The sequence below is a fragment of the Devosia sp. genome (assembly GCF_036406155.1).
Taxonomy (GTDB): domain Bacteria; phylum Pseudomonadota; class Alphaproteobacteria; order Rhizobiales; family Devosiaceae; genus Devosia_A.
In genome coordinates this window covers 1-10,391 of sequence record NZ_DASWVV010000056.1, presented here as the reverse complement: position 1 = coordinate 10,391, position 10,391 = coordinate 1, and the positions used below count along the sequence as shown (strand labels likewise).

The following is a 10,391-nucleotide window of genomic DNA, read 5'->3' as shown; positions in this document are numbered from 1 at the left end:
GATCTTCTCGCTGAGCCGGGCCGGCTATTTTCCGACCATCCTGTCGCTGACGCACGGTACGCACAAGACGCCCTGTGTCGCCATGCTCGGCGGCGCCACCCTCGGCCTCGCCGTCATGCTGGTGCTGTGGTTCTGGCTCGGCGCGGCCGCCGGTGGCGCCGTCATCGGCGGCACGCTGCTCAACATGGCGGTGTTCGGCGCCATGCTGAGCTACATCGCCCAGGGGCTGAGCTTCATCCTGCTGCGGCGCAACCACCCCGACATCGAACGACCCTATGTCAGCCCGTTCGGCGTCGCCGGCGCCGTCGTCACCATCATCATCGCCCTCGTCACCCTCGGCCTGCAGCTGGCCGACCCGGTCTACCGCCAGGGCATCGTCGGCGTCGCCGTCTGGTTCGCCGTCCTTGCCGCCTATTTCGCCCTTTATGGGCGCCACAAGCTCATCCTCTCGCCCGAGGAGCAGTTCGCCATGGAACACACGATCCGCTAGTCGTCATGAACCTGTCCGGTCGGCGGCTCGCGCCGCGACCCACAACAACACCGTAGTCTGGGGAGACTCGTCATGCCTGCCGCCTACTCACTCGACGCTCTCAAGGCCGACGTGGCCAAAGGCGCCATCGATACCGTGCTGGTCGCCTTTCCCGACATGCAGGGGCGGCTGATCGGCAAGCGCTTCCAGGCCGAATTTTTCCTCGCCGGGGCCATGGAGGAGACGCACGGCTGCGACTATCTGCTCGCCGACGACATCGACATGGAGCCGGTCCCCGGCTACGAGGCGGCCAACTGGGGCCGCGGCTACGGCGATTTCGTCATGAAGCCCGACCTCGGCACGCTGATGAAGACGACCTGGCTCGAGGGCACCGCGCTCGTGCTTGCCGACGTCGTCGACCACCACCACGAGCCGGTGCCGCATTCGCCGCGCGCCATCCTCAAGGCGCAGCTTGCTCGCCTCGAGAAGCTGGGGCTCACCGCCAACTTCGCCTCCGAACTCGAGTTCTACCTGTTCGACGAGGGCTTCCGGTCGGCCTGGGACAAGGGCTACAGGAACCTTCTGACCGCCGGCTACTACATCGAGGACTACAACATCTTCCAGACGACCAAGGAAGAGGGCGTGATGCGCGCCGTGCGCAAGCAGCTGCAGGCCTCGGGCATCCCGGTGGAAAATTCCAAGGGAGAATGGGGTCCGGGCCAGGAGGAGATCAACGTCAAGTACGCCGACGCCCTGACCATGGCCGACCGGCACGTGGTGATGAAGAACGCCATCAAGGAAATCGCCTATCTGCAGGACAAGGCCGTGACCTTCATGGCCAAGTGGGATTTCGGGCTGGCGGGCTCCTCGAGCCACGTCCACATGTCGCTGGCGAAGAAGGGCAGCAACGTCTTCTTCGACCCCAAGGGCGAACTGGGCATGTCGACAATGATGAAGCACTACGTCGCCGGGCTGCTGACCTATGCCCACGACGTCACCTATTTCCTCGCCCCCTACATCAATTCCTACAAGCGCTTCCAGGTCGGCACCTTCGCGCCGACCAAGGCGATCTGGAGCGCCGACAACCGTACCGCCGGCTTCCGGCTGTGCGGCGCGGGCACCAAGGGCGTGCGCATCGAGTGCCGCATCGGCGGCGCCGACCTCAACCCCTATCTCGCCTTCGCCGGATTGCTGGCGGCGGGCCTCAAGGGCATCGAGGACAAGCTCGAGCTCGAACCTGCCTTCTCGGGCGACGCCTATGTGGGCAAGAAGCTGCGCGAGGTGCCCAAGACGCTGCGCGACGCCATCGCGGCGCTGCGCCGCTCGAAAATGCTCAAGGAGGCCATGGGCGAGCAGGTGGTGAGCCACTACGTGCACACGGCCGAGTGGGAGCAGTTCGAATATGACCGGCGCATCACCGACTGGGAGTTGAAGCGCGGCTTCGAACGGTCGTAAACACCGCCAACACACACATTCTCAAGGTGAAGCCATGACCGACACGGTCAAGATCATCTCGCCCATCGACGGGCGCATCTACGCCGAACGCCAGGTGGCGACCGGTGCCGAAATCGAGGCGGCCGTCGCCCGTTCCAGGCACGCGCGCGCCGGCTGGAGCCGGCTCACGATCAAGGAACGCGCCGGCTATGTCGAGGCCTTCCTCGACGCGCTGCTGGCCATGAACGACGAGATCGTGCCCGAACTCGCCTGGCAGATGGGCCGCCCCGTCCGCTTCGGCGGCGAGAGGCGCGGCCTCGAGGAGCGCGGCCGCCACATGATCGCCCTCGCCGAGCAGGCGCTGGCGCCGAGCGTCAAGACCGACAAGCCCGGGTTCCGGCGCTGGGTCGCGCATGAGCCGGTGGGTACGGTGATGGTCATCGCGCCGTGGAACTACCCCTACATGACCGCCAACAACATCATCCTGCCGGCGCTGATGGCGGGCAACTCGGTGCTCCTCAAGCACGCCAGCCAGACGCTGCTGGTGGGTGAGCGCTTCGCCGAGGCGGCAAGGCGGGCATCGCTGCCCGACGGGCTGTTCCAGAACCTGGTGCTGAGCCACGCCGACACCGAAAAGCTCATCGGCTCGGGCGAGATCGACCACATCAGCTTTACCGGCTCGGTCGAAGGCGGGCGCCGCATCGAGAAGGCGGCGGCGGGCACCTTCGCCACGCTCGGGCTCGAGCTCGGCGGCAAGGATCCCGCCTATGTGCGGCCCGATGCCGACATCGACAACGCCGTCGAGAACCTGGTCGACGGCAGCTTCTACAATTCGGGGCAGTCGTGCTGCGGCATCGAGCGCATCTACGTGCATGCCGACGTCTATGACCGGTTCACCGACGGCTTCGTCGCGGCCGCGCGCGGCTGGCAGCTGGGCAATCCGCTCGATCCCGACACCATGGTCGGGCCCATGGCGCAGGGCCGTTTCGCCGATCTCGTGCGCGAACAGACCGCCGAGGCGTTGCGCAAGGGCGCCACGGCCCACCTCAAGGCCCGGCACGAGCGCGACGAGCCGGGCTCGCCTTACCTCGCCCCGGAAATCCTCACCGGCGTCAATCACCAGATGAGCGTCATGCGCGAGGAGAGCTTCGGCCCGGTGGTCGGCATCATGAAGGTCGCCGACGACGAGGAGGCGGTGACGCTGATGAACGACAGTCCCTATGGGCTGACTGCCTCGATCTGGACCCGCGACCTCGATGAAGCGGCCCGGCTGGCGCCGCGCATCGAGACCGGCACCGTCTTTGCCAACCGCTGCGACTATGTCGATCCGGGCCTGGTGTGGACCGGCGTCAAGGACACCGGCAAGGGCGGTTCGCTGGGCGAGATCGGCTACGCCAACCTGACCCAGCCCAAATCCATCCACCTCAAAGAGATCTGAGCGCCATGACGACCAAGGCCAACTGGAACTACCCCACCGCGGTGCGCTTCGGCGCCGGCCGCATCGCCGAATTGCCCGACGCGCTCAAGACGGCCGGGATTTCGAAGCCGCTGCTGGTGACCGACGCCGGCCTCGTCAACCTGCCGGTGACGCAGCGTGTGCTCGCCCTGCTCGAGGCCGCCGGGGTGCCGGCCGGCGTGTTTGCCGACGTCAAGCCCAACCCGATCGCCGCCAATGTCAATGCCGGCATCGAGGTGCTGCGCAAGGGCGGGCACGACGGCGTCATCGCCTTCGGCGGCGGCTCTGGCCTCGACACCGGCAAGGTCATCGCCTTCATGGCCGGCCAGACCCGGCCGATGTGGGATTTCGAGGATATCGGCGACTGGTGGACGCGCGCCGACCCCAAGGGCATCTTCCCCATCGTCGCCGTGCCGACGACCGCCGGCACCGGCTCGGAAGTGGGCCGCGCTGGTGTCATCACCGACGAGGCGACGCACACCAAGAAGGTGATCTTCCACCCGCTGATGATGCCCAAGGTGGTGATCGCCGATCCAGAACTCACCGTCGGCATGCCGCGCTTCATCACCGTCGGTACCGGCTTCGACGCCCTGGCGCACTGCCTCGAGGCCTATTGCGCGCCGGGTTACCATCCGCTCGCCGACGGCATCGCCGTCGAGGGCATCCGGCTGGCGCTCGACAACCTGCCCAGGGTCGTGGCGGATCCCAACGATCTCGAGGCCCGCGGCCACATGATGAGCGCCGCCGCCATGGGCGCCACCGCCTTCCAGAAGGGGCTGGGCGCCATCCATTCGCTGTCGCACCCGGTGGGGGCGCTGTACGACACGCATCACGGCATGACCAACGCCGTGTTCATGCCCTATGTGCTGGCGGTCAACCGCGACGCCATCGAGGCCCGCATTGCCCGGCTGGCCGCCTATTGCGACCTGCCGGCGACCTTCGAGGGCTTCCAGCACGCCATCCTCGCGCTCAGGGAGAAGCTGGGGGTGCCGCACACCCTGCCCGAGTTCAAGGTCACGGCCGAAAAACGCGACCAGATCGCCGAGATGGCCATCGTCGATCCCACCGCCGGCGGCAATCCGGTCAAGCTGACCAAAGACCTGGCGCTCGACATCTTCGACCGGGCCACGGAGGGGCGGGTCTAGCAGCCTCGCTGCACAGCGCGGCGGCGGGCGTCTATGCGAGCCGCGCCGCCGTGGCGAGGGCGCCGATCCTGAACAACGAGTCGAGCTGGCCGACCACCGCCCGGCGGAACGCCGTGTCCGCCGGCAGGTCGGTGCCGAAGATCTCGACGACGCCGAGCAGGCCGTCCGCCAGCGCCGCCGCGTCGCGGCCGGCGGCGTCGGCGATGTCCCGCAGCCGCGCCGCCAGCGGGTCCTTGACCTCGATCGGCGCGCCGGCCTCGTCGATGCCGGTGACATAGCGCATCCAGGCCGCGACCCCGAGCGCCAGCCGTTCGCTGCCCTGGCCTGCGGCCAGCCGGTCGCGGATGGTGCCAAGCAGCCGCTGCGGCAGCTTCTGGCTGCCGTCCATGGCGATCTGCCAGGTGCGGTGCTGCAGGGCCGGGTTGGCGAAGCGCGCGAGCAGGCGGTCGCGATAGGCCTCGAGGTCGGCCCGCGGCATCGGCAGCGTCGGCATCACCTCCTCGGTCATGAGCTTGTAGATGAGGCCGCGGATGCGCGGATCGGCGACGGCTTCGGCTACGTATTGGCAGCCGCCGAGATAGCCGAGATAGGCCATCGTCGAGTGGGAGCCGTTGAGCATCCGCAATTTCATGAGTTCGAACGGCTCGACGTCCTCGACCAGCTGTGCGCCGACGCTCTCGAAGGCCGGGCGGCCGGCCGGGAAGCGGTCTTCGATCACCCACTGGGTGAAGGGTTCGGTCACGATCGGCCAGGCGTCGTCGAGGCCGGTGAGCCCGGCCACCAGCCGGCGGTCGGCCTCGGTGGTGGCGGGCACGATGCGGTCCACCATGGTCGAGGGAAAGGCAACGGCCTCGGCGACGTAGCGCCCGAGGGCGGGATCGCGCAACGCCGCGAAGCGGGTGACGATACGGGCGGTGGTGCGGCCGTTGGCCGGCAGATTGTCGCAGCTCATCACGGTGAACGGCGGGATGCCGGCGGCCCGGCGCCGCGCCAGCGCCGCGACGATGAGGCCCGGAGCGCTCACCGGCGCGTCCGGATGGGCCAGGTCGTGGACGATGTCGGGGTGATGGGCATCCAGCTCGCCGGTCGAGGGGTCGTGGCAATAGCCCTTTTCGGTGACCGTCAGCGAGACGATGCGGATGCGGGGCTCCGCCATGACGTCAAGCAGCTGCCGGCGCTGCGTGGTGGCGTCGAGGACGTCGAGGATGGCGCCGACGACGCGGCAGGCCGTGCCCGAGGCATCGCGTTCGACGACGGTATAGAGGCAATCCTGCGGCTTGAGGGCGTCGCGGGTATCTGGACGGCGCAGCGACGCGCCGATGATCCCCCAGCCCGGGTCCCGGGCGAGGATGGCGTCGACATAGACGGCCATGTGGGCGCGATGGAAGGCCCCGATGCCGAGATGGACGATGCCTGGCGTAACGGCCGCCCGATCATAGGCGAAGCGGCGGAGCGGCCCGGCCGCCCCCCCGCCGGCGGCCAGTCGCAGGGCATCGGCGGTCAGGCGAGGCATGCGCGGTCCTTTCTCGTTGCGGCGCGGCGACCATAGCCGAGCCCAACGCGCACTGCCATACCAGTGTCGGCGGGCGTTGCCAGCTTCGCTCAAGCCCGGCATAAACCTGCGGTCGGTGAGTGGGGGCGAAGCAGTGGCCAAGCGGTTCGTGAGCGTCGGCGAATGCATGATCGAGATGGCGGGCGGCGATGACCGGCTGTACCGGATGGGCTTTGCCGGCGACACGCTCAATACCGCCTGGTATGCGCGGGCGCTCCTCGATGCCGCCTGGCAGGTGGACTACGTGACGGCGCTCGGCGACGACCTCTATTCGGCCCAGATGCGCCGGTTCTTCACCGAGCACGGCATCGGTACCGGCCATATCCAGCAGATCCCCGGCCGCCGCCCCGGACTCTATCTCATCCACCAGCACGCGGGCGACCGCCACTTCACCTACTGGCGCGGCCAGGCGGCCGCGCGGGCGATGGCCGACGACCCGGCCGTGCTGCGCGCGGCGCTGGCCGGCGCCGACATCGTCTTCTTCTCGGGCATTTCGGTGGCGATCCTGGCGCCGCGGGCCCGCGGCCAGTTGCTGCAGGCGATCGTGAGGGCCCGCAACGCCGGGGCGCGGGTGGTGTTCGACCCCAATGTGCGCCCGGCGCTGTGGACCTCGGCCCAGGTGATGGCCTCCTCGCTGACCGCGGCGGCGACGGTCGCCGACGTGGTGCTGCCCACGCATGCCGACGAGGCGCCGGTGTTCGGCGACGCCGATCCCGAAGCCACGGCCGAGCGCTATCTCGCCCTCGGGGTCGAGGAAGTGGTGGTCAAGAACGGCGCCGAGCCGGCGCTGGTGGCGACGAGGGAGCAGCGTGCCTTCGTCCCCGCCACGCGCGCGGCCGCCGTGGTCGACGCCACCGGGGCCGGCGACTCGTTCAACGGCGCCTATCTGGCGGCGCGTGCCGCCGCGGTCGACCCGGTCGCGGCCGCCCGGGCCGCCCATCGCGTGGCCGGCATCGTCATCGGCCACAAGGGGGCGCTGGTCGAACCGCACCTGCTCACGGCCTGACCGCCTCGTAGATGAGCCGCAGGCCGAGCCCGCCGATGACCACCGCGGCGCCGCGGTCGAGCCACAGCTTGGCGCCGAGATAGGCGCTGCGCGGCCGCTGCGCCGAAAAGGCCAGGGCGACCAGCGCGTACCAGGCCGTCTCCTGCACGAAGATCAGCGGCGGCAGCGCGACATAGAGCCAGGCCGGCGGATTCGCCGGCAGCAACGCGGCGAACACCGCACCGAAGACGGCAATGATCTTGGGGTTGGACAATTGCGTGCCGAGCGCGAGCCAGAACGCCCGGCCGGCGTCGGCGGCGCGGGCCGCTTGGTGCTGCACCGCCACCGGGGCGCTGGCCCCGCGCCAGATGCGCCAGGCCAGGTAGACCAAGTAGAGCCCGCCGGCGACCTGCAGCAGCTGGTAGAGCCAGCCGCCATCCGCCATCAGCGTCCTGAGGCCGACCACGGCGAGGACGCCGAACAGGCACGCCCCCACCCCCATGCCGAACGCTGCCGCGAGCCCCTCGCGGCGCGACTGTGCCACCGCGGTGCGGACAACGAAGACGAAGCTCGGGCCCGGGCTGATGGCTCCGACCAGCAGCGCCCCGAGGATGGACACCAGCGCAACGACGCCCACCATCAGAACATCCCGCTCCCGGAAGCGATGTAGTCGAGTTCAGCGGGCGTCGACTGGCGGCCGAGTGCGGCATTGCGGCGCGGGTAGCGGCCGAAACGCTCGAGCACTTCGACATGGGCGCGCTCGTAGCCCAGCGTGTCCTCGTCGCCCAGCGCCGTGAACAGGCGCAGCGCCTCCTCATGGATGTGTAGCGATTCCGAGTGCATGTAGGGCATGTAGAGGAACTTGCGCCGTACCGGCTCGAGCTCCAGGTCGTGGCCGCCGGCCACCGCCTCCTGCGCCAGCACCAGGGCCATGCCGTCGGTCGCGAAGGCCCGGGCCGAGCCGCGGTACAGCTGGCGCGAGAACTGGTCGAGGACGATGATCTCGGCCAGCCGCCCGCCGGGCGAGGTGCGCCAGGCCCAGGCTTCGCCGGCGGCGATCAGCGGATGGACCGCGCCGAAACGCTCGGCCAGCAGGGCGTCGAAGGCGGCCGCGCCGCCGAACCAGTCCTGCGGCCCGTGCTCGTCGAACCAGAAGCTGAGGATGTCGTCCGGGGTCGGCATGATCTGGGCTCCGGCTGCGGGTGGCGGGTCACCGGATAAAGCCCGGGTTCGCGCCGCGGGGCAAGGGGCCCCGGGGCGATGCCTGCCGTCGGCAGGGGTGCCCGCAGCAATCCTGAGAAGCGCCGTCAGCTTAACTTGACTGAGTCTGGAATGACGATACCCTAGCGGCCCATCTGCAGGCGCGAGCCATTGAAATGGCTCGTGTTCTGCTTGCCGACGCCAGGATGCCGACATGCGACTCACCCGTCAATCCAACTATGCGGTCCGCGCGCTGATCTACTGCGCCGTCAATGCGCCGGTCCTCAGCCGGGTGGCCGACATCGCGCGTGCCCATGGCATTTCGGAGCTGTTCCTGTTCAAGCTGATCAAGCCGCTGGTCGATGCCGGCCTCATCGAGACCGTGCGCGGCCGCCATGGCGGGATCAGGCTGGGGCGGCCGGCCAGCGAGATCACGCTGCTCGACGTCATCCGGCTCACCGAGGAGAATTTCGCCATGGCGGAATGCTTCGAGGACGAGGTCAATTGCCCGCTCGTCGACAATTGCGACGTCAACGCGGCGCTGCGCGAGGCGCTCGACGCCTTCTTCACCGTGCTCGACAGCCATACCATCGCCGACCTCGCCGCGAAGCGGCGTTCGCTGCGCGCCCGACTCGGCCTCGGGCTCGAGGACCTCGAGGCGGCGCTGCCGGCGTAGCGGCCGCTGCCGTTCCACCCGCTGCGGCAAGTTGTCCGGGGTGCAGCAGGGTGCCCGCGCGGCGGCGGTTTCGCCCGTGCTGCCCGCCGGGTTTTCCCCCGCCGGTGGGGGCCGCATTGCTCCCCGGCATGCCCCGGGCTAGACTCCCGCCAGTGGGATGCCCACGTGAGCAATGTGGGCGGTCCAGCCCCGTGGGTCAGGAGGGAGGAACCATGCCGCTGCGTGTCTCAGGCAAGAACATGGACGTCGGCGACGCCCTGCGCGCCAAGGCGACCGGGCATTTCGACACCGTCGTCAGGAAGTACTTCGACGGCGCCTATGAGGGCCGCCTGACCATGGCGCCGGAGGGGTCCGGGTTTTCCGCGCAATGCACGCTGCACCTCGATTCCGGCGCCGTGCTGCTGTCGACGGCCCATGGCGGCGATGCGCTCTCCGCCTACGAGATGATGGCCGCAACCATCGAGAAGCGGCTGCGGCGCTACAACAGCCGGCTCAAGCAGCGGCGGCGGCCGGCGCCGGGCGACACGCTGCCGGCGTCTCGCGCCGGGCTGGCTGCGCTGCCCGAGGACGACGACGAGCCGATGGCCGGCTCCGCCCCGCCCGTGGTCGCCGAGCCGGCTTCGGGCCTTAGAGAAATGAGCGTTGGAGAAGCGGTGATGGAACTTGATCTCGCCGTCGCGGACGTGGTGCTCTTCCGCCATGCTGGACATGGCGGACTAAATGTGGTCTACCGCCGCGCCGACGGCAATATTGGCTGGATCGATCCCGCGCTCCGCGCGAACTAGGGCACCCCGCTGCAAGCTTCACCTGAATTTGACAAGGGTTCTTTTATGGAACTGACAGACATCCTCAGCGAGGAGTCCGTGATTGTTTGCACGGGTTTGACGACCAAACGCGAAGTGCTTGAGAGACTTGCGCAGCAAGCGGCCGAACTCACCGGCCGGGATGCGCAGGCCGTATTCGAGGCGCTGAGCGACCGCGAGGCGCTGGGCTCCACCGGCCTGGGCAACGGCATCGCCATTCCGCACGGCAAGTTCAGCGGGCTGAGTGGCGTGACGGCGGTGTTCGCCCGTCTCGACCAGCCGGTCGATTTCGACGCGGTGGACGATCAGCCCGTCGATCTGGTGATGATGCTGCTGGCGCCGCTGGGCGCCGGTGCCGATCACCTCAAGGCGCTGGCGAGGGTTGCCCGCATTCTCAGGACGGAGTCGATCGTGGAGCAGTTGCGCTCGACCTTCGATCCGCGCCAGCTCTACGCCGTGCTGACCCAGCCGCTCAAGGCCCACCAGGCCGCCTGAGCCGGCTGCCCCCGGGCGCTGCCCGGGGATCGGCCGGGCTAGAGCGGTTCGGCTCTTTTTTGAATCGCAGGGGATTCCGGTTTTGGGGTGTTTGTGATTCAAGATGCTGACTGGTGAGGAGGCCAGCATCTGATGAGACCTCTTTCCAATGATCTTCGGGAGCGGGTTGTAGCGGC

Annotated in this window: 11 protein-coding genes; 8 read left to right on the top strand and 3 right to left on the bottom strand. The window is 68.8% G+C overall.

What is annotated here, in order from left to right:
* The 4 genes from VGD93_RS03630 to VGD93_RS03615 form a co-directional block, all read left to right on the top strand.
* Positions 1-490 (top strand): amino acid permease (locus VGD93_RS03630; protein ID WP_395009280.1); only part of this gene is annotated, 490 nt, incomplete at its 5' end.
* A 72-nt stretch (positions 491-562) separates the two neighbouring features.
* Complete coding sequence (locus VGD93_RS03625; protein WP_395009278.1) at positions 563-1,924, top strand: glutamine synthetase family protein; 1,362 nt, start codon at positions 563-565, stop codon at positions 1,922-1,924.
* A 34-nt stretch (positions 1,925-1,958) separates the two neighbouring features.
* Entirely contained in the window at positions 1,959-3,341 is a 1,383-nt protein-coding gene (locus VGD93_RS03620; protein ID WP_395009276.1) for an aldehyde dehydrogenase family protein, read from the top strand.
* A gap of 5 nt (positions 3,342-3,346) precedes the next feature.
* Positions 3,347-4,504 (top strand): iron-containing alcohol dehydrogenase, encoded by a 1,158-nt coding sequence (locus VGD93_RS03615; protein WP_395009274.1) that lies wholly within the window; start codon positions 3,347-3,349, stop codon positions 4,502-4,504.
* Positions 4,505-4,535: 31 nt separating this feature from the next.
* Here the strand turns inward: VGD93_RS03615 and VGD93_RS03610 are convergent, their stop codons facing one another.
* Positions 4,536-6,017 carry a mannitol dehydrogenase family protein gene (locus VGD93_RS03610; protein ID WP_395009272.1) on the bottom strand — a complete coding sequence of 494 codons (1,482 nt, stop codon included), beginning with the start codon at positions 6,015-6,017 and terminating at the stop codon, positions 4,536-4,538.
* Between the two features lie 133 nt (positions 6,018-6,150).
* Here VGD93_RS03610 and VGD93_RS03605 point away from each other — a divergent pair, with 133 nt between their 5' ends.
* Positions 6,151-7,062: a sugar kinase gene (locus VGD93_RS03605; RefSeq protein WP_395009270.1), complete on the top strand. Its 912-nt coding sequence runs from the start codon at positions 6,151-6,153 to the stop codon at positions 7,060-7,062.
* Here the strand turns inward: VGD93_RS03605 and VGD93_RS03600 are convergent.
* Both VGD93_RS03600 and VGD93_RS03595 read right to left on the bottom strand, forming a co-directional pair.
* Complete coding sequence (locus VGD93_RS03600) at positions 7,052-7,681, bottom strand: LysE family translocator (RefSeq protein ID WP_395009268.1); 630 nt, start codon at positions 7,679-7,681, stop codon at positions 7,052-7,054. The genes VGD93_RS03605 and VGD93_RS03600 overlap by 11 nt on opposite strands.
* Positions 7,681-8,223 carry a DUF924 family protein gene (locus tag VGD93_RS03595; protein WP_395009266.1) on the bottom strand — a complete coding sequence of 181 codons (543 nt, stop codon included), beginning with the start codon at positions 8,221-8,223 and terminating at the stop codon, positions 7,681-7,683. Before VGD93_RS03595 ends, VGD93_RS03600 begins: the two co-directional genes overlap by 1 nt.
* 232 nt (positions 8,224-8,455) lie before the next feature.
* Here VGD93_RS03595 and rirA point away from each other — a divergent pair, with 232 nt between their 5' ends.
* From rirA to ptsN, 3 genes are all read left to right on the top strand, one after another.
* The gene (rirA, locus tag VGD93_RS03590) at positions 8,456-8,917 is read left to right on the top strand and encodes an iron-responsive transcriptional regulator RirA (protein ID WP_395009264.1); all 462 of its coding nucleotides are present in this window, start codon (positions 8,456-8,458) and stop codon (positions 8,915-8,917) included.
* A gap of 212 nt (positions 8,918-9,129) precedes the next feature.
* The gene (locus VGD93_RS03585; protein ID WP_395009262.1) at positions 9,130-9,702 is read left to right on the top strand and encodes a ribosome hibernation promotion factor; all 573 of its coding nucleotides are present in this window, start codon (positions 9,130-9,132) and stop codon (positions 9,700-9,702) included.
* Positions 9,703-9,747: 45 nt separating this feature from the next.
* Positions 9,748-10,215: a PTS IIA-like nitrogen regulatory protein PtsN gene (gene ptsN, locus VGD93_RS03580; protein ID WP_395009260.1), complete on the top strand. Its 468-nt coding sequence runs from the start codon at positions 9,748-9,750 to the stop codon at positions 10,213-10,215.
* Positions 10,216-10,391 lie beyond the last annotated feature (176 nt).

Coding starts and splice junctions, on each gene's coding strand:
- rirA (WP_395009264.1), top strand. CDS start 8,456: ATGCGACTCACCCGTCAATCCAACTATGCGGTCCGCGCGCTGATCTAC.
- VGD93_RS03600 (WP_395009268.1), bottom strand. CDS start 7,681: ATGGTGGGCGTCGTTGCGCTGGTGTCCATCCTCGGGGCGCTGCTGGTC.
- VGD93_RS03610 (WP_395009272.1), bottom strand. CDS start 6,017: ATGCCTCGCCTGACCGCCGATGCCCTGCGACTGGCCGCCGGCGGGGGG.
- VGD93_RS03585 (WP_395009262.1), top strand. CDS start 9,130: ATGCCGCTGCGTGTCTCAGGCAAGAACATGGACGTCGGCGACGCCCTG.
- VGD93_RS03615 (WP_395009274.1), top strand. CDS start 3,347: ATGACGACCAAGGCCAACTGGAACTACCCCACCGCGGTGCGCTTCGGC.
- VGD93_RS03625 (WP_395009278.1), top strand. CDS start 563: ATGCCTGCCGCCTACTCACTCGACGCTCTCAAGGCCGACGTGGCCAAA.
- VGD93_RS03595 (WP_395009266.1), bottom strand. CDS start 8,223: ATGCCGACCCCGGACGACATCCTCAGCTTCTGGTTCGACGAGCACGGG.
- VGD93_RS03620 (WP_395009276.1), top strand. CDS start 1,959: ATGACCGACACGGTCAAGATCATCTCGCCCATCGACGGGCGCATCTAC.
- ptsN (WP_395009260.1), top strand. CDS start 9,748: ATGGAACTGACAGACATCCTCAGCGAGGAGTCCGTGATTGTTTGCACG.